At 71.6% G+C, this 18,915-nt stretch carries 12 protein-coding genes; 5 read left to right on the top strand and 7 right to left on the bottom strand.

Annotated features, from left to right (window positions below; translation table 11 throughout):
• Window positions 1–53: 53 nt before the first annotated feature.
• Window positions 54–1,343, bottom strand: a complete 1,290-nt coding sequence (locus HAV40_RS21570; protein ID WP_166384023.1) for an MFS transporter — start codon at window positions 1,341–1,343, stop codon at window positions 54–56.
• A gap of 259 nt (window positions 1,344–1,602) precedes the next feature.
• Here HAV40_RS21570 and HAV40_RS21565 point away from each other — a divergent pair, with 259 nt between their 5' ends.
• Window positions 1,603–3,660, top strand: coding sequence for a hypothetical protein (locus HAV40_RS21565; RefSeq protein ID WP_166384021.1), 2,058 nt, complete (start codon window positions 1,603–1,605; stop codon window positions 3,658–3,660).
• A 430-nt stretch (window positions 3,661–4,090) separates the two neighbouring features.
• Here the strand turns inward: HAV40_RS21565 and HAV40_RS21560 are convergent, their stop codons facing one another.
• Both HAV40_RS21560 and HAV40_RS21555 read right to left on the bottom strand, forming a co-directional pair.
• Entirely contained in the window at window positions 4,091–5,716 is a 1,626-nt protein-coding gene (locus tag HAV40_RS21560) for an acetolactate synthase (protein WP_166384019.1), read from the bottom strand.
• A 170-nt stretch (window positions 5,717–5,886) separates the two neighbouring features.
• A complete protein-coding gene (locus HAV40_RS21555; RefSeq protein WP_166384017.1) occupies window positions 5,887–6,660 on the bottom strand; it encodes an enoyl-CoA hydratase/isomerase family protein in 774 nt (257 codons plus the stop codon).
• Window positions 6,661–6,740: 80 nt separating this feature from the next.
• On the opposite strand from HAV40_RS21555, the gene HAV40_RS21550 reads away from it, so the two are divergent.
• A complete protein-coding gene (locus HAV40_RS21550; RefSeq protein WP_166384015.1) occupies window positions 6,741–7,217 on the top strand; it encodes a DUF6232 family protein in 477 nt (158 codons plus the stop codon).
• A gap of 120 nt (window positions 7,218–7,337) precedes the next feature.
• Here HAV40_RS21550 and HAV40_RS21545 read toward each other — a convergent pair whose 3' ends face one another.
• Together HAV40_RS21545 and HAV40_RS21540 are read right to left on the bottom strand one after the other, a co-directional pair.
• The gene (locus HAV40_RS21545) at window positions 7,338–7,715 is read right to left on the bottom strand and encodes a YccF domain-containing protein (protein ID WP_166384013.1); all 378 of its coding nucleotides are present in this window, start codon (window positions 7,713–7,715) and stop codon (window positions 7,338–7,340) included.
• A 50-nt stretch (window positions 7,716–7,765) separates the two neighbouring features.
• Window positions 7,766–8,605: an ABC transporter ATP-binding protein gene (locus HAV40_RS21540; protein ID WP_166384165.1), complete on the bottom strand. Its 840-nt coding sequence runs from the start codon at window positions 8,603–8,605 to the stop codon at window positions 7,766–7,768.
• 144 nt (window positions 8,606–8,749) lie between these two features.
• Here HAV40_RS21540 and HAV40_RS21535 point away from each other — a divergent pair, with 144 nt between their 5' ends.
• Together HAV40_RS21535 and HAV40_RS21530 are read left to right on the top strand one after the other, a co-directional pair.
• A complete protein-coding gene (locus HAV40_RS21535; protein WP_166384011.1) occupies window positions 8,750–9,757 on the top strand; it encodes an ATP-binding cassette domain-containing protein in 1,008 nt (335 codons plus the stop codon).
• Entirely contained in the window at window positions 9,754–10,728 is a 975-nt protein-coding gene (locus HAV40_RS21530; RefSeq protein ID WP_166384010.1) for an ABC transporter permease subunit, read from the top strand. The genes HAV40_RS21535 and HAV40_RS21530 overlap by 4 nt, the downstream gene beginning before the upstream one ends.
• 50 nt (window positions 10,729–10,778) lie before the next feature.
• Here the strand turns inward: HAV40_RS21530 and HAV40_RS21525 are convergent, their stop codons facing one another.
• Entirely contained in the window at window positions 10,779–11,969 is a 1,191-nt protein-coding gene (locus HAV40_RS21525; RefSeq protein WP_166384008.1) for an ROK family transcriptional regulator, read from the bottom strand.
• 203 nt (window positions 11,970–12,172) lie between these two features.
• Here HAV40_RS21525 and HAV40_RS21520 point away from each other — a divergent pair, with 203 nt between their 5' ends.
• On the top strand, window positions 12,173–13,621 hold the full coding sequence (locus HAV40_RS21520; RefSeq protein WP_166384006.1) for a glycoside hydrolase family 3 protein: 1,449 nt from the start codon (window positions 12,173–12,175) through the stop codon (window positions 13,619–13,621).
• Between the two features lie 133 nt (window positions 13,622–13,754).
• On the opposite strand, the gene HAV40_RS21515 is transcribed toward HAV40_RS21520, so the two are convergent.
• A complete protein-coding gene (locus HAV40_RS21515; RefSeq protein ID WP_166384004.1) occupies window positions 13,755–18,773 on the bottom strand; it encodes an NAD-glutamate dehydrogenase in 5,019 nt (1,672 codons plus the stop codon).
• Between the last annotated feature and the right edge of the window lie 142 nt (window positions 18,774–18,915).

The following is an 18,915-nucleotide window of genomic DNA, read 5'->3' as shown; positions in this document are numbered from 1 at the left end:
GTCCTCCCACGGCCGGGCCGTGGACGGGGCCGACACAGCCAGCGCCAGAGTCATCAGCGCACTCCCTTCACCGGCAGCACGGCGAGTGCGCCGAGCACCGAGATAACACCGGACGCCACGTACAGCGGCCCGAAGCCGCCCAACTGCGCGACGACGAACGCGCCGAGCAGCGGGGCCATGGCCTGCGGCACCGCCGTGGCGATGTTCATGATGCCGAGGTCCTTGCCGCGCGCCGCCGGGTCCGGCAGCACCTGGGTGGCCAGCGCCTGGTCCACCGACAGGAAGCAGCCGTAGCCCAGGCCGAGCAGGCCCGCGCCGACGGTGGCCACGGTCAGGTTCGGGAAGAACGCCAGCAGTACGGCGGCGACGCCCTGCAACCCCGACGAGACGAGAACGAAGACCTTGCGCCGTCCGATGCGGTCCGACAGCCGGCCTAGGAACAGCGCGGCCAGCACCACGAAGAACATGTAGATCAGCGTCAGGACGAGCAGGGCGTCCTCGGCCTTTTCCACCTTGACGTGGTACATCAGGAAGAACAGCAGCAGGGTGGTGCCCAGCGCGTTGCCGACGTTGACCAGGATGCGGCTGAGCAGCGTCCAGCCGAAGTCGGGGTAGCGGCGCGGGCTGATCCAGAACCCGGCGGCCAGGTCGCGGAACGTGAACGGCGGGCGGGCCGCGCGCGGCAGCACCTGGTCCGGCGCGCCGAGCACGAACGGCAGCACCAGCAGTACCAGCAGCGCGGCCATCAGCGAGTAGCCGATGATCTGGCTGAGCGCCAGCTCGGTGACCAGCACGATGCCGAGGATGGTGCCGATCGCCTGCGGGGCGGAGATCCAGCCGGAGACGTACCCGCGCTGGCCCACCGGGACCTGGTCGGAGATCGTGGCGGTGAGCGCCGCGGTGAGCACGCAGAAGCCGACCAGGGTCAGCGTCCACCAGACGCCGATGCCGACGATGCCCTCCTGCAGGCCGAGCACCACCAGCGAGACGGCGAACAGCAGCGCGCCGAACACGATCCAGGGACGGCGGCGGCCGAACCGCGACACCGTACGGTCCGAGAGGGCTCCGGTCAGCGGGTACGCGATCAGCGCGAACGCGCCCGCGATGCCGGACACGACACCGAAGGCCACCACGTTGTCGACCCAGTCGGCGGCCTTGAGCTGCGCCTCGACCTGGATCGGCAGCATCAGCTGCACGGGGGTCAGCTGCGCCATCCAGATGCCCAGCCAGGCCAGCGCGAACAGGCTGATCCAGCGGCCGGTGACCGGCCGTTCCGGCTCGGCGAAGACGGCGGGCGGAGGCGTTGCGGGGTCAGCCGTGGTGAGCGTGGCCGGTTCGGTCATGGGGGGTCCCTCGGGCCAGGTGTGATTCCCGTCGCGGCGGAGTTTAGAGAACTTCTCATGTTTCCACCAGGCTCACCACCCGGACAGATGAAGATCCTCGCGACCTGCCCGCGAGAGGCAACATGATCGTCCGATTTGCCCGGCACGGGGGCGAATCATGGACGCGCTTCCGCCCACTCGCCTGGCAAAACGGATGACCTTGGGGCACGTCGGCGCGGGGTCTGGCCAGAACGTGAAAGGTTCTCTAGGCTCCGCCGCCATGAAGGCATACACACGTCTGCTCGGCACCGTCGCCGTGGCGGCGATCGCCATACTCGGTCCGGCCACCGCGGCCTCGGCGCACGAGGAACGCGCCACCCGCGAGCTGGACGGCACCGGCAGCGTCCCGGTCTACCGCACCGACGGGCCCACGCTGCTGGTCTGCAAGACCGACCCGGACGACTTCGCCAAGCGCATCGCCGCCTTCCCCGCCGACCTCAAGGCCGCCAACGAGCAGCTGTGGACGCGCTGCCAGGCCGACGGCTTCCGCCACATCCAGCAGGCCGTGGACGCCGCCCACCTGCCCGGCACCAACATCAAGATCCTTCCGGGCGTATACCTGGAGGAGCCGAGCATCGCCCCCGCCAGTCCCACCTGCGCGGCCATGGAGAACGGCGCGGTACGCGGCCGGATCTACGGCTACCCCGTACTCACCTGGGACCAGCAGCTCGCCTGCCCGCACCTGGCCAACCTGGTTGCCATCCTCGGCAAGAAGAACCTCCAGCTCGAAGGCACCGGCGCGAAGCCTGAGGACGTGCTCGTCGACGCGCAGTACAAGAAGCTCAACGCGATCCGGGCCGACAACGCCGACGGCGTGTACCTGCGCAACATGTCCGCGCAACGGGCCCAGTTCAACGCCTTCTACATCATGGAGACCGACGGCTTCGTGGTCGACCGGACCATGGGCCGCTGGAACGACGAGTACGCCTTCCTGACCTTCGCCGTCGACCACGGGCTCTACACCGACTGCGAGGGCTACGGCAACGGCGACTCGGCCTTCTACCCCGGCGCCGCCTCGAACATCAACAAGGACCGGGGCCACGACGTGCCGCGCTACGCGGTGGAGATCCAGCGCTGCTACGGCCACCACAACACGCTCGGCTACTCCGGCACCGCCGGCGACTCGGTCTGGGTGCACGACAGCGTCTTCACCGAGAACACCGCCGGCATCGCCACCGACAGCGCCTTCCCCGACCACCCGGGCATGCCGCAGAACCACTCGAAGTTCGAGAACAACGTCATCGCGAACAACAACACCGACTACTACCGGCACATCGTCGACGGCACCTGCAAGAAGCCGTTCGCCGAACGCGGATACGAGCAGGGTGTGGTGTGTCCGGCGGTCGGGCTGCCAGTCGGCGCGGGCGTGGTCAACCCGGGCGGCAACTACAACATCTGGCGCGGCAACCACATCTACGGCAACCAGTACTCGGGTTTCGTGACCAGCTTCGTGCCGGGGTTCGTGCGCAACGACACCGGGTTCGCGCAGCAGTTCGACACCTCGCACCACAACCGCTACCTCGACAACGTGATGGGGGTCAGCGAGAAGGGCGAGACGAAGCCGAACGGGCTGAACTTCTGGTGGGACGGGCAGGGCGTCGGCAGCTGCTGGACGGACATGTCCGACACGAACCTCCGTACCGTGCCCGGCTGCGGCGACGACGACCTGCCCGCGATCGGTGCGCACCGCTACTTCGGCGAGCCCGCCGCAACGCTGAAGATGTACGCCTGCGCCGGCTACGACGGCGGCCGCCAGCACCTGCCGTCGGACTGCGACTGGTACGGCGAGTACGCCGCCGCGGGCCTGGAGCGCATCGAGGTGAAGTGGGCGTTCGGCGGTGCCGTCCTGCTGGGGCTGCTGGCGATCGGCCTGTACTACCGCCGCCTGCGCGCCTCGAAGCGCGCCCTGCTCGGCCTGCTGCTCGCGATCGGCGGCCTGACCGTCGGCGTGTTCGGCACCATCGAGATGGGCAGCGTCCTGCACCCGATCGGGCTCGCCCTGTACGGCGCCGGCTTCGCCCTGCTCGGCCTGGCCCTGCGCGGCACGGCCGCCCGCAAGCTGGGGATGACCACGCTGATCGTGGCCGTGTTCGCACTGCTCGGCGCGATCGACCACGGGCTGATCATGATCCCGTGGCTGCCGGTCTCCCCCGCGCTGCTGCGGGTGCTGACCGAGGTCGTCTGGATCCCGTGGGCCCTCGGCGCGGTCCTCGTCGCCGTACGCGCCCGCGAGGCCACACCGGTCCCCGACCCGCTCCCGGAACCCGCGACCGCCTGACCGGCCCTCGGCGGCGGGCGACCACGTCCGCCGCCGCTGGGCCTGCCGTACCGGTCCGCAGCCCTGGTCCGCATCGGCTGGTCCACAGGCCGGTTCGCACGCCGGTTCGGTTGGCAGGGATCCGGGGGAGCTGCCCGGTGGGCTGGCGGGTTCACCGACCGGGCAAGATCGCTGTTTGCGGTCAAAAGGTGCGGTCTAACCACAGGTTTTGACCGCAAACAGCGATCTTCCCCAGTGGACACGGGGCGCGGGGTGGGCGGCGCGTTAAGGAAGGGCACCTTCCTCTACGCGAAGCGTTTGGAAGGTGCCCTTCCTTCGTCCGAAGCGCGCGGAGCGCGCGGCCCTGCGGAGCCCCCGGCCCCAGCCGGGCGCGCGGGGCTTGCCGGGCGCGCGGGGCTTGCCGAGGGTGCCGGGGGGTGGAGCAGTGGGGTTAGGCGAGGTTGGCGGAGCGGGGGTAGGCGTCGTCGGGGTCGGTGATGACGTTGACGAGGTAGGGGACGCCTGAGGAGAAGGCGCGGTCGAGGGCGGCGGGGAGGTCGGTGGCCTTGGCTACGGTTTCGCCGCCGCCGCCGAGGGCCTTGACGACGTCGTCGTAGCGCAGGCCGGGCTGGAGGTCGGCGGCGACATCGTAGCCGTACATGGCGCGCATGGGGTGCTTCTCCAGGCCCCAGATGCCGTTGTTGCCGACGACCATCACGACGGGAAGCTGCTGGCGGACCAGGGACTCGACGTCCATCAGGGAGAAGCCGGCCGCGCCGTCGCCCATCAGGACGCAGATCTGGCGGTCGGGGTAGGTGACGCGGGCGCCCATGGCGTAACCCATGCCGGTGCCGAGGCAGCCGTACGGGCCGGGGTCGAGCCAGCTGCCGGGCACGGACGGCTCCAGGTAGCGCCCGGCGTACGAGACGAAGTCGCCGCCGTCGCCGATGGTGACCGCGTCGGCAGCCAGCACCTTGCGCAGCTCGCCGTACACCCGGGCCGGTTTGATCAGCTCGGTGTCTGCCTGCATCTCCAGCTCGTGCTTGGCTGCCTGTGCCTGCTCGGCGGCCCGCAGCGTGGCCACCCAGTCGCCGTGGTCCACCCGGTCCCCGGCGTGTGCGGCGATGCCGGTCAGGATCGCGCGCAGGTCGCCCGCGGGCGAGACGGCGACCGCGACGTGCTCGGCGCGCTGGCTCGGCGCGTCGACGATGTGTACGACCTGTGCCGCGCCGAAGTCGCCGAAGCCCAGCCGGAAGTCGAGCGGGGTGCCCACGACGACGACCACGTCCGCCCCGTCCAGGGCCTTGCGGCGGGACTTGGCGAAGGCGAGCGGGTGGCTCGGCGGCAGCGTGCCGCGGCCCATGCCGTTGGCGAAGACGGGCACGGTCAGCGCCTCGGCGGCAGCGCGCAGGGCCTCGGTCGCGTTCCCGCCGTACACGTCGGAACCGGCGATGATCACCGGGCGCTGCGCACCCGCGATGAGCCGGGCGGCCTTCTCCACCAGCTCGGGGTCCGGTTCCAGCACCTGGATCTGCGGCGCGACCGCCTTGCCGTCGCCGGTGCTGAAGACGACTTCGAGAGGCAGGTCCAGGAACGACGGCCCGCGGTGCGGGGCGAGCGCGTGTTCCAGCGCGGTGGTGACCGCCGCGGCGATGTCGTCGGTGGCGCCGACGGTGGCGGCGTGTTTGGTGACCGGCGCGACGATCGGCAGGTGGTCGATCTCCTGCAGCGAGCCGGAGCCCCAGCGGAACTGCGGGGCCCGCCCGCCGAGCACGAGCACGGGCGCGGCGTTGAAGAAGGCGCTGGTCAGACCGGAGACACCGTTGGTGACGCCGGGACCGGCGGTGAGCACCGCGACGCCGGGACGGCGCTGCAGTTTGGCCACCGCCTCGGCGGCGAACACGGCGGTCTGCTCGTGCCGTACGTCGTAGAGCGGGAAGCCTTCCTGATGGGCCGCGTCGTATAGCGGGAAGACGTGCCCGCCGGAGAGGGTGAACATCTCGCGTACGCCCGCGGCCTGCAACGCGGCCAGCGCGAGCTGTCCACCGTGGCCGGAAACAGCGCTGTCAGAAGCCATGACCGTGTCCCTTCGTGTGCCGGGAGCCTATCCAGCACGCGAGAAAATATGAAGAGGACTCACGAAATCGCGAACGCAATGCCGCACCGCGTCGCGGTCGGCGGCGACGCGGCGGCTGTGACCGGGCGGTGTTCAGGGCCGAGGCCCGGCGCGCCGCCCGGTGGCCGGACTCAGCGGCCGATGAACTTGGCCTGGCGGCGCTCCACGAACGCGGTCATGCCCTCGCGCCGGTCCTCGGTGGCGAACAGCGCCGCGAACAGCTGGGACTCCCAGGCCAGACCCGTCGCGAGGTCGTGGTCCAGGCCGCCGTCGATGGCCAGCTTCGCCGCCTTCAGCGCCTGCGCGGGGCCGTTCACGAAACCGGCGACCAGAGCCTTGGCCTGGTCGTACACCATCTCGGCGGCGCACACCCGGTCGGCGAGCCCGATCTCCAGAGCCTCCTCGGCGTCGACCATACGGCCGGTGAAGATGATGTCCTTGGCCTTGGCCGGGCCGATCAGCCGCGCCAGCCGCTGGGTGCCGCCCGCGCCGGGGATGATGCCCAGCTTGATCTCGGGCTGGCCGAGTTTGGCGTCCTCGGCGACGACCCGCCAGTCACAGGCCAGCGCCAGCTCGCAGCCGCCGCCCAGGGCGTAACCGGTGATCGCCGCGACGACCGGTTTCGGGATGCGCGCGATGGCGTCGAAGGCGCTGCTCAGCGCACCGGCACGAGCGGACATGTCCACGTACGACATGTCTGCCATCTCTTTGATGTCGGCGCCCGCCGCGAAGACCTTCGGCCCGCCGTAGACGACGACGGCGGCGATCCGGCTGTCCGCGGTCACGGCCAGCGCCGCGGCCCGCAGCTCCTCCTGGACCTGCACGCTGAGCGCGTTCATCGGCGGGCGTTCCAACCGGATGGTGCCGATCCCCGCGTCGACTTCCACGTTCACGAATTCGCCCACCGCTGCCTCCTCGTCGAGTGCCGTTAGGACGATCTTAGGCGGTTTGCGTACATCGCCTACGGTGAGGGCCGGAGGCTGCGATGATCGTCTATTACCGCGATCCCGCGGTGGAAGTCACCTCCACCGCGATCCACATCCACGACCGCGTCTTCCAGCTCGGGGACCTGGAGTACGTCTGGCACCGCGAGATCACCGCGGATCCGCGGTCCATGCGCCGGATGGCCGGCCGGGGCGCCCTCAACGCGGGCCTCGTGGTCGGCGCGGCGCTGACCCTGCTCGGGCTCATCTACCTGGTCGCCACCACCGTCGGCGACTCCGGGGCGGCGGGCCGGGTGCTGGTGCCGCTGGCCATCGTGGTGCTGCTGGTCGGCCTGGCCGGCCCCGCCCTCGAATGGACCCTGCACCGCCTCGACCACAGCTACGACCAGGGCATCGCCATGCACGAGATCTGGGCGGTGTGGCGCGGCCGCGAGCTGCTCCTGCTCCGCGTGAACGACGAGGCCCGCTTCGGCCGCATCTACCGCTCCATCCAGCGCGCCCTGGAACAGCACCGCTGACCCTGCACCGACATTGCCCTACATAGACGCTGGCCTATTACATCGATTATTTGTAGATCAAACTCGACGTAATAGGCCAGCGTCTATCAAAAGCGGGGCCGGCCGACCGGGCCGGGGCGATCAGGGGCGTTCGACGATCTCTCGGCCCAGCGGCCACAGGGCGGCGGGGACCAGCTTGAAGTTGGCGACGCCGAACGGGATGCCGATGATGGTGATGCACTGGGCGACGCCGGTGACGATGTGCGTCAGCGCCAGCCACCAGCCCGCCACGATCAGCCAGACGACGTTGGCGAGCGTGGAGGCGAGCCCCGAACTCGGCTTCTCCACGATCGTGTAGCCGAACGGCCAGAGCGCGTACCGGGCGATCCGGAACGAGGCCACGCCGAACGGGATGGTCACGATCAGGACGAAGCAGATGATGCCGGCCAGCCCGTACGCGATGGCCAGCAGGAAGCCGCTGCCGAAGATGAACCACAGGATGTTCAGGAGCGTGCGCATACCTACGATCGTGACCGGTCAAGGCAAGGCCCGTGCCGCTTCGGCGGACGTCAGCGGGCGCGGGCGGTGAACCGGCCTCCGGTCGAGGCGACCTCCAGCGGCAGGCCGAACGTCGCCGACAGGTTGTCCGAGGTGATCGTCTGCGGGATCGGCCCGGCCGCCACGATGCCGCCCTCGCGCAGCAGCAGCGCGTGGGTGAAGCTCGGCGGGATCTCCTCGACATGGTGGGTGACCAGCACCAGCGCGGGCGCGTCCGGGTCGGCGGCCAGCTCGGACAGCCGGGCCACCAGGTCCTCGCGGCCGCCCAGGTCCAGCCCGGCGGCGGGCTCGTCGAGCAGCAGCAGCTCCGGGTCGGTCATCAGGGCGCGGGCGATCTGGGTGCGCTTGCGCTCGCCCTCCGACAGCGTGCCGTACTGGCGCTGCGCCAGCCCGGCCATGCCCCATTCGGCCAGCAGCGCCTCGGCGCGGGCCTCGTCCATCGGGTCGTACGACTCCCGGAAGCGCCCCACCACCGACCACGACGCGGTGACCACCACGTCGCGGACCAGCTCGGCCGGCGGCACCCGCTCGGCGAGCGCGGCCGTGGACAGCCCGATCCGGGTGCGCAACTCGTGCATGTCGACGCGGCCGATGCGCTCGCCGAGCACGTACACCGCGCCCTTGGTCGGGTGCGCGCGGCCCGCGGCCAGGTGCAGCAGCGTGGTCTTGCCCGCACCGTTGGGCCCGAGCACCACCCAGCGCTCGTCCAGCTCGACCCGCCACGAGATGTCCCGTAGCAGGTGCTTGCCTTCGCGCACGACATCGACGCCCTCGGCGGCGATGACGAGATCGGGGTCGTCCGGGGCGACCGCCCGGTTCACCTCGGGGACGGTCTGAGCAACGCGGTGCAGTCCTGACACGCCGATATCCAATCACGGCCGCCGCCGCACAGGTGCGACGTGCCAGCCAGATCACAGTCCGGGCCGCTGACCGACCCCACGGGCGACGCCGCATCACATACGGTGGCGTGGCACACAGACCGATGGGGAGGCGCTGTGACCGCCGTGATCGAGATCAACGGGCTGTGCAAGACGTTCGGCAGCCTGTGGCGTGACGACAAGACCGCGCTCGACGGATTCGACATGTACGTCGAGAAGGGCCAGGTCCACGGGTTCCTCGGCCCCAACGGCTCGGGCAAGACCACCACCCTGCGTACGCTGCTCGGCCTGCTGCGGCCCGACGAGGGCGTGCTGCGCATCCTGGACCGGCCCAGCACCGAGTTCGGCGCGGTGGCGCACCGGGTCGGCGCGATCGTGGAGAGTCCCGCGTTCTTCACCCCGTTCAGCGGTCGCAAGACCCTGCAGTTGCTGGCCACCGCGGGCGGGCTGCCCCGGGGGCGGGTCGACGAGGCGCTGACCGCCGTCGGGCTGCGCGACCGCGCCGACGAGCCGGTCAAGGTGTACTCGCTGGGCATGCGCCAGCGGCTCGCCGTCGCCTCGGCCCTGCTCAAGCGGCCGGAGCTGCTGATCCTGGACGAGCCCGCGAACGGGCTGGACCCTTCCGGCATCCACGCCATGCGCACCCTGATGAGCGATCTCGCCGCGCAGGGTGTCACCGTGCTGTTGTCGAGCCACCTGCTGTCGGAGATCGAGCAGGTCTGCGACGCGGTCACCATCATCGACCGCGGCCGGCGGGTCGCCCACGGCCCGGTCTCGGTGGTGCTGGCCGGGCACGACACCGGTGAGCACCTGGTGCGGGTCGCCGACACCGAACGGGCCGCCGGGCTGCTGCGGGCGGCGGGCGCGACGGTGCGCATCGCCGAGGGCGCGCTGTTCGTCGGCGGCGTCAGCGGCCCGGCCGCGATCAGCGAGACGCTCGGCCAGGCCGGCCTGTGGCTGACCGAGCTGACGCCGCTCACCCCCGACCTGGAGAGCGTCTTCCTGGACCTCACCGGCACCCGGCCCGCGCCCGACGCCCCACCGCAGATCGCGATACCGGCCCGCCGCCGACCGCCCACGGACAGCGTCATCGACCTCGACGTGCGAAGCGAGGAGAAGGCATGAATCTGGTACGCGCCGAGGTGAGCCGCCTGCTGTCGCGCCGCTTCACCGTCATCATGGTGATCGGGCTGTTCGCCGTCTTCGGGATCACCGCCGCGACCACCCTGGCCAACTCCACCCGGCCGACCGGCGACGCCTGGGCCGCCGCGGAGCGGACCGCCCAGGAGCGGCGCAACAGCCTCGCCCAGTTCAAGGTGACCTGCCAGGAGGCGTTCGTCGAGGACAGGGAGGCAGCGGAGGCCGCGTTCCGGCAGGGCTGTGACGTCGCCGCCGACGCCTCCCACATCCGGCCGGAGCTCTACCTCGAGGACGCGTTCGTGTTCACGCAGGAGATCTCGGGCCTGACCGTCTTCCTGGCGGTGTACCTGAGCTTCTTCGCGTTCGTGATCGCCGCGTCGTTCATCGGGGCGGAGATGAGCAGCGGCGGCATCACCAACCTGCTGCTGTGGCGGCCGCAGCGCTCGTCGATCCTGGGCGCGAAACTCGCCGCGCTGACCGGCTGCGTGGTGGCGTTCTCGCTCGTGTTCACGGTGCTGTACGTCGGCGCGTTCTACCTGATCGCGTACACCTCGGGCTGGACCGGCGACACCGGCGCGGCGTTCTGGGGCGAACTGCTGGCGCTCTGCGGACGCGGGATCGCGCTGTCGACTGCCTCGGCCGCGTGCGCCTTCGCGCTGGCCACGCTGGCCCGGCACACGGCGGCCGCGCTGGGCATCGCGGTCGGCTACTTCCTCATCTGGGAGGCGGGCGCGCGCATCGTCTTCGAGATCGGCGGCATGCTCCCGTACGACCCGTACTTCCTGTCCAGCTACCTGTCCGCGTTCGTCACCGGCGACCTGAAGTACTGGACCGGCCTCGACGGCGCGGGCGACCTGGTGATCACCCGGCTGAGCGGCGGCATGGTCCTGGCCGGGCTGACCGCGGTGCTCACCGTCGCCGCGTTCGCGAACTTCCGCCGCCGCGACCTCACCTGATCCCCGGCGGGGCCGACCCGGCCGGTTCGGCGGGGTCGGCCTGGCCCGGTTCAGTCGACGGTGGAGCCGAACACCTCGTCGCGGACCGCGTCGAGGGCGGTGAGCAGCGCGCCCTGCAGCACGGGTTCGTCGGCCACGCCGGTCATCACGACCCGCGGGGCGACCGGGCTGATCGCGGCGACCTCGTGCTGTACGCGCTCGGCCAGCGGGGTGCCGCCCGCCGCGCCGACCTCACCGGCCAGCACGACCAGCGGCGGGTCGAGCACTATGCAGGAGGCCGCGACGCCCAGCGCCAGCCGCCGGGCGACCTCGTCGAGCACGGGGCCGCCCTTGGTCCCGGCGGCGATGGCGGCCTTGACCGCTTCGGCCGCCGTGCTCGCCCGGAAGCCGTGCTCGCGGGCCACCTGGCGGACCGCGTCGGCCCCGGCGACCTGCTGGAAAGCGCCCTTGCCGCGGCGGCTGACCTCGCGCGGGATGTCCGCGCCGGGCACCGGCAGGTAGCCGATCTCACCGGCAGCTCCGGCGGTGCCGCGGTGCAGCCGACCCCCGAGCATGACGGCCAGGCCGACGCCCTGGCCGATCCAGACGAGCAGGAAGTCGCCCACCTCGCGGGCCGCGCCGGTGTGCGCCTCGGCGACGGCGGCGAGGTTCACGTCGTTCTCGAACACGATCGTGGTGTGCAGGTCGTCGCGCAGGGCCGCGGCGAGGCCGCGCTGCCAGCGGGGCAGGTTGAAGGCGAAGACGATGTCGCCGGTGTTCGGGTCGACCAGGCCCGGGGTGCCGAGCACGATGCGGCGTACGTCGCCGAGCTGCGCGCCCGCCTGCTCGGCTGCCTGCACGACGGCGTTGTGCACGAGCCGGACCGGGTCCTCGCCGCCGCCGTTGGCGTCGGGCTTGGTGGACACCTCGACCCGCCCCACCACCGCGCCGGTGATGTCGGCGCAGGCGGCCACCACGTGCTCGTCGCCCACCTCGACGCCCACCACGTACGCGCTGTTCGGGGCGACGTTGTAGAGCTGCGCGTTGGGTCCGCGGCCGCCTGCCTGCTCACCGACCCGGCGCACCAGACCGCGCTCCTCCAGCCGCTCGACCAGCTGGGAGGCGGTGACCTTGGAGAGTCCGGTCAGCTCGCCGAGCTGGGAGCGGGTGAGCGGACCCCGGGCCAGCAGGAGTTCGAGCGCGGCCCGGTCGTTGAGCGCGCGGAGCAGCCGGGGCGTGCCTGGTTGGGATACTGCGGCCATGGTGCGTCATCCTAGAGTTCGGCATGCGGCACCACCGGTTACGGCGCGCGCTGGCTTTTAGTAAAGTTTCTTATTAGATTGGGTTACCTTAACCGGTACGGCCGTAGCCTACGGCCTACGCGCACAAAACCACTATGGATGGCAAGACCCGACACTCTGGCCGAAGGGCCTACCACCGAAGTCGGGTCGAAGCGGAGGACACCGTGACCACTGATCCAGGTCTGCGCCGGCTGGCACTGCGCACCATGCTCGCCGCGTTCCCGGGCCACACCGCACCCGAATGGGCCACCGGCCTGCTCGGCGAAGGCCTGGCCGGCTACACGCTGTTCGGGTTCAACGTCGCCGAGCCCGGCCAGCTCGCGGGGCTGACCGCGCAGCTGCGCGCCGCGCGCCGGGACACCCTGATCGCCATCGACGAGGAGGGCGGCGACGTCACCCGGCTGGCGCACCTCACCGGCAGCCCGTACCCGGGCAACGCGGCGCTGGGCGCGATCGGCGACCTCGACCTGACCCGCCGCGTCTACCACTCCATCGGGCGGGAACTGGCCGACGTCGGCGTCAACCTGAACCTCGCGCCGACCGTCGACGTCAACACCGCCACCGACAACCCGGTCATCGGCACCCGCTCGTTCGGCGCGGACCCGGTCCGGGTCGCCGCGCACGCCGCCGCAGCCGTCGTCGGCCTGCAGCAGGCCGGGGTCGCCGCCTGCGCCAAGCACTTCCCCGGGCACGGCGCGACCGTCGCCGACTCCCACCTCGAACTGCCGACCGTCGACGTGAGCCCGCAGCTGCTGCGCGACCGTGAGCTGCCCCCGTTCGCGGCCGTCATCGCGGCGGGCACCAAGGCGATCATGACGGCGCACATCCGGGTGCCCGCGATCACCGGCGACGACCCGGCCACCTTCAGCGAGAAGCTGCTGGTCGACGTGCTGCGCAAGGAGTACGGCTTCACCGGTTGCGTGGTCACCGACGCGCTGGAGATGCAGGGCGCTGCGCGGGCCGCGGGCGGCATCGGCCCGGCGGCGGTACGGGCGCTGGCGGCCGGGGCCGACCTGCTGTGCCTCGGCGCGGACATCGACCTGGAGATCACCGAGCAGGTGGCGGCCGCCATCGCCGGGGCGATCGCCGACGGCACGCTGCCGATCGCGCGGGTCGAGCAGGCCGTCGCCCGCAACCAGGCCCTCGCGGCCTGGACGCACGGGATCGAGGAGATCGAGCTCAGCCCACGGCTGGGCTACGACGCGGCGCGGCGCGCGGTGAGCGTCGAGGGCAGCCTGACCGGGTTCGAGCACCCCTTCGTCGTACAGCTGCGGGCCGGGCACACCATCGCCGAGGGCGCCGTGCCGTGGGGCCTGTCCCCGCACCTCGACGGCACGCCGCAACTGGCCGTGGCCGCCGACGAGACCAGCGCGGGCGCGCTCATCGACGCCGCCGCCGGGCGGCCCATCGTGCTCGTGGGGCGGCACACCCACCGCAACCCCGCCGCCCGGTCCCTGGCCGAGCAGCTGGCGCTGGCCCACCCGCTGGCCGTGGTCGAGATGGGCTGGCCCGCGGGCTGGCGGCCCAGCGGCGTGAAGGCCTTCGTCACCACGTACGGCGCGAGCCACGCCAACGGCCGCGCCGCCGCCGAGGTACTGGGCCTCGTCGCGTAGGCCATCACTCCGGTATGGACCGGCGACCCCCCCGATGGCGGCTCGCGCGCGCCCACCTCGCGGAACGACTGCGGGGACGACCCCCGATGAGGAGGGTCGCCCCCGCAGTTCAGGCGAGATCGCCGTGGCCGGGTCAGGCGGCGGCGGTGCGGACCAGCGTGCGGATCTGGCGGAGCAGCACGGACAGCGGGGCCAGGTCGGCCTTGATGCCCTCCAGCTCGCCGATCGACTTGCGGGCCTGGGCGATGGTCGCGGCGTTGCGCTGCTCCCACTGCGCCACGCGTTCCTGGGCGGCACCGGCTGGGGTGGCCGCCAGGACCTCGCCCGTCAGCGCCGCCAGGGCGGCGTAGAGGTCGTAGCGCAGGGCCATCCGGGCCAGGGTCTGCCAGCGATCGTCGCGCGGCAGCTGGGAGATCTTCGTCAGCAGCTCGTCGACGCGGAAGCGCTCCGACAGGACGAAGTAGACGCCCGCCACCTCGTCGAGGTCGTGGCCGGTCGCCGAGGCGACCTCGACGACGTCGAGCAGCGCGAAGCTGTACAGCGTGCGCGCGCCCCACTCGGCCAGCTCGGGCGTCGCGCCCAGGCCGGTCAGCTCGGCCTCGTGCTCGGCGATGCCCTCGCGCTCCGCGCCCAGGAACATCTCCTTCATGCGCGGGGCCAGCGCGGACACGCCGGGCTTGAGCTTGGCGATCTCGCCGGGCACGTCGAGCGGCGAGCGCCGGTTCTGGATCAGCCAGCGCACCGCCCGGTCCATCAGCCGCCGCGCCTTGAGGTAGACCGCCGTCTGCGCGGCCGTCGGCACGACGTTGTCGGTAGCCTCCACCGCCGCCCACAGCGAGGGCAGGTCGAAGACCTCCCACACGATCTCGAAGGCGCGCAGCACGTCCGCGGCGGACGCGCCCGTCTCCTCGACCGTACGGTGCACGAACGTGATGCCGCCCCGGTTGACGGTCTCGTTGACCAGCACCGTGGTGACGATCTCGCGGCGCAGCCGGTGCTCGGCCATCTGCTGGGTCATGCCGTGCAGCGGCGTCGGGAAGTAGTCGGCCATCGTCTGCGCGGTCCACGCGTCGTCGGGCAGGTCGGAGTGGACGATCTCCTCCTCCAGCGCGATCTTCACGTACGCCATCAGCACCGCGAACTCGGGCGTGGACAGTCCCTCGCCGTTCTCCGAGCGGGCCACCAGCTCCTCGTCGGTGGGCAGGCCCTCCAGCGCCCGGTCCAGGCGGCCGGAGCGCTCCAGCTCGGTGATGAGGCGGCGGTGCACGGGCAGCAGCGACAGGGTCTGCGCGCGGGCGTTGCCCAGCGCCGTGGCCTGGCTGTAGTTGTCCCGCAGCACCAGCGCGGCGACCTCGTCGGTCATCGAGGCCAGCAGCTCGTTGCGGGCGTCGCGGCCCAGCTCCGGGTCCGCGCCCAGCAGGATCTTGATGTTGACCTCGTGGTCGGAGCAGTCCACCCCGGCCGTGTTGTCGATGAAGTCGGTGAAGATCCGGCCACCGGCGCCCTGCGCGCCCTTGCGGGCGTACTCGATGCGCCCGGCCTGGGTCAGGCCCAGGTTGCCGCCCTCGCCGACGACCCGGGCGCGCAGGTGCCCGCCGTTGACCCGGATCGCGTCGTTGGCCTTGTCGCCTACCTCGGCGTGCGACTCGGTGGTCGCCTTGACGTACGTGCCGATGCCGCCGTTCCACAGCAGGTCGACCGGGGCGAGCAGGATGGCCTTCATCAGCTCGGCCGGGCTCATCGCGGTGACCGTGTCGGCGAGCCCGAGCGCGGCGCGGACCTGCGGGGTGACCGGGATCGACTTGGCGGTGCGCGGGAACACCCCGCCGCCCTGCGAGATCAGCAGCGTGTCGTAGTCGGCCCAGGAGCTGCGCGGCAGGGCGAACAGCCGCTGCCGCTCGGCGAACGACGCGGCCGCGTCGGGGTCCGGGTCGAGGAAGATGTGCCGGTGGTCGAACGCGCCCACCAGGCGGATGTGCTCCGACAGCAGCATGCCGTTGCCGAACACGTCACCGGACATGTCGCCGACGCCGACGACGGTGAAGTCCTCGGCCTGGATGTCGCGGTCCAGGTCGCGGAAGTGCCGCTTGACCGACTCCCACGCGCCCCGGGCGGTGATGCCCATGCCCTTGTGGTCGTATCCGGCTGAGCCGCCGGAGGCGAACGCGTCGCCGAGCCAGAACCCGTACGAGGCGGAGATCTCGTTGGCGATGTCGGAGAACGTCGCGGTCCCCTTGTCGGCGGCGACGACCAGGTACGGGTCGTCGCCGTCGTGGCGGACCACGTCGGCCGGCGGCACGATCTTGCCCGCGTCGAGGTTGTCGGTGATGTCGAGCAGCGCCGAGATGAACCGCTTGTAGCAGGCCACGCCCTCGGCCTGCAGGGCGTCACGGTCGCCGCCGACCGGAGCCTGCTTGAGCACGAAGCCGCCCTTGGCCCCGACCGGCACGATCACCGCGTTCTTGACCATCTGCGCCTTGACCAGGCCCAGCACCTCGGTCCGGAAGTCGTCGCGCCGGTCCGACCAGCGCAGCCCGCCCCGGGCCACCGCGCCGAAGCGCAGGTGCACGCCCTCGAAGCGGGGCGAGTACACGAAGATCTCGAACTTGGGCCGGGGCGCGGGCAGGTCCGGGATCGCCTGCGGGTCCAGCTTGAACGCGATGTAGGACTTCGGACGGCCGTCGGCCGCCTTCTGGAAGAAGGACGTACGCAGCGTCGCCTGCATCAGGGTCAGGTAGTTGCGCAGGATGCGGTCCTGGTCCAGGCTCGCCACGGACTCCAGCTGGCGGCCGATCGCCGAGATCAGCTCCTTGGCCTGGCTGCTGCGCTCGGTGTCACTCAGCTGCAGGTTCGGGTTGAACCGGGTCTCGAACAGCGCCACCAGCATCGCCGCGATCTGCGGGTACGCCGTGAAGGTGGCCTCCATCGACTCCTGCGCGAAGACGGTCCCGGCCTGGCGCAGGTACTTGGCGTACGCCCGCAGCACGACGACCTGACGCCACGTCAGCCCGGCGCGCAGCACCAGCTCGTTGAAGCCGTCGACCTCCGCCTCACCCCGCCACGCGGCGGCGAAGGCGTTCTCCACGTGCGCCCGCACCTCGGCCAGGTCACGCGCGCCCGAGGGCAGCTGCAGGCCGAAGTCGTACACGAACACGGTCGCGTCGTCACGGCGCACCTCGTACGGCCGCTCGTCGGTGACCCGCACGCCCAGCGAGTGCAGCACCGGCAGCACCGCCGACAGCAGCATCGGCTCGCCGTACCGGTACACCTTGAAGCGCACGTCGTTGCCGGGCGTGGTGGCCTCGACGACGCTGCCCGAACCGGCCGTGAAGCGCCGCCGGAACAGGTGCATCTCCAGCTGGCCGGGCTCGTCCAGCAGCTCCAGCTTCGCCAGGTCCTGCGCGCCCTCGTAGGGCAGGTGCCCGTCCTTGTACGTCTCCGGCAGCGCGTCGGTGTACCGCGCGGCCAGCAGCTTGGCCTGCTCGTCGCCGACCTTGCGCTCCAGCACGAGACGGAAGTCGTCGTCCCAGTTGCGGGTGGCGTCGCCCAGCATCTCGGCCAGCGCGTCGGCGTCGACCTCGCCGGGCGGGTCGTTGGGGTCGGTGCGCACGATGAAGTGGATACGCGCCAGGTTCGATTCGCTGACCCGCGTCGTGTAGTCGACGCCGACGCCGTTCAGCTCGCGCAGCAGGATGTCCTGCATGGCGAGGCGGTGCGCGGTGGTGAACCGGTCGCGGGGCAGGTAGATCAGGCAGGAGATGAACCGGCCGTAGCCGTCGCGGCGCAGGAACAGCCGCAGCTGGCGGCGGCCCGCCATGCGCAGCACCCCGGTCACGGCCGCGTACAGGTCGTCGGTGCTGATCTGGAACAGCTCGTCGCGCGGGTACGTCTCCAGGATCTCCAGCAGGTCCTTGCCGGAGTGGCTGCGCGCGGACAGGCCGGAGCGCTCCAGCACGTTGTCCACCTTGCGGCGGATCACCGGCAGGTCCCGCACGCTGGTGCGGTACGCCGCCGACGAGAACAGGCCGAGGAAACGGCGCTCGCCGACGACGTTGCCGTCGGTGTCGAACATCTTGAAGCCGATGTAGTCCAGGTAGGCCGAGCGGTGCACGGTGGCCCGCGAGTTCGCCTTGGTGATCACCAGCAGGCGCTTCTCCAGCGCCTTCTGCTGCGCCTCCGGCGTCATCGACTCCAGCGTGCGGGCGGTGGACTCGTCGCCGCGCAGGATGCCCAGGCCGGTGCCCGGCACGGCGCGCATCAGGTCGGTCGCCGACCCGGCCGCGCCGGGCACGTGGATCAGCTCGTACTCGCGGTAGCCGAGGAAGGTGAAGTGGTGGTCGGCCAGCCAGCGCAGCAGGTCCACCGAGTCGCTGATGTCGCGGTCCGGCACGGGCAGCTCGGCCCCGGAGATCTCGTCGGCCAGCGCGAGCGCCTGCGCCCGCATCCGCGGCCAGTCCTCGACCGCCCGGCGTACGTCGCCGAGCACCCGCTCCAGGTCGGCGCGCAGGCCCCTCAGCTCCGACTCGTCGCGGATCGCGCCGACCTCGATGCGCATCCAGCTCTCGACCAGGTCGCCGGCGATGGCGTCGTCGGGCTCGACCTCGGCGCAGACCTCGGTCAGGTGACCCTGCTCGTCGCGGCGCACCACCATCACCGGGTGCACCAGCAACTGCACGTCCTTGCGCGCGGACAGCGCCGCGGTCACCGAGTCGACCAGGAACGGCATGTCGTCGGTGACGACCTCCACGACGGTGTGGCGCGGTTCCTGGGACAGCGACAGGCGCAGTTTCAGCTCGCCGGGCATCCGCGACGCGGCCAGCTCCCGGTGTGCGCGGGCGGCCTCGACCAGGCGGGCCGGGGTGAGGTCGACGAGTTCCTCGTCGGGGGCGAAGCGCCAGTACCGCTGCACCAGCTGTGCCTCGGCCAGCCGGTCGTCGGCCAGGCTCGGAGTGTCCGGGCTGCCCCCGGCCGCCAGCGCGACCGCGGCCGCGATCAGGCGCTCGCCGTTGGGCAGCGGCTCGTCGAGATCGCTGTCATCCAGGTCGTCGGGGTGCGCCTGCGGCAGGCCCTCATTCCTGATGGTGTCGCCGCTCGCACCGGCCTCGACCTCGGCAGCAGCGCTGCCGCCGTCGATTGCGCCGCCAGACTCCATGAAAAGCACTCCCCTTCGCCCACCGCGCTGTGGGTCGTTGGTGGGACGAGCCGTTGCAGGGGCCGCCCCGTCGTCGAACCCCAGCCTAGCCAGCACCCCCCGCCTGGCACTCGTTCGGGGCCGCCGACATCAGCGGTCGCCG

Origin of the sequence: Catellatospora methionotrophica (assembly GCF_011297335.1) — a bacterium.
GTDB lineage: Bacteria > Actinomycetota > Actinomycetes > Mycobacteriales > Micromonosporaceae > Catellatospora > Catellatospora methionotrophica.
Note: the sequence above shows the minus strand (reverse complement) of the source record. Positions and strands in the feature narration are given on the sequence as shown.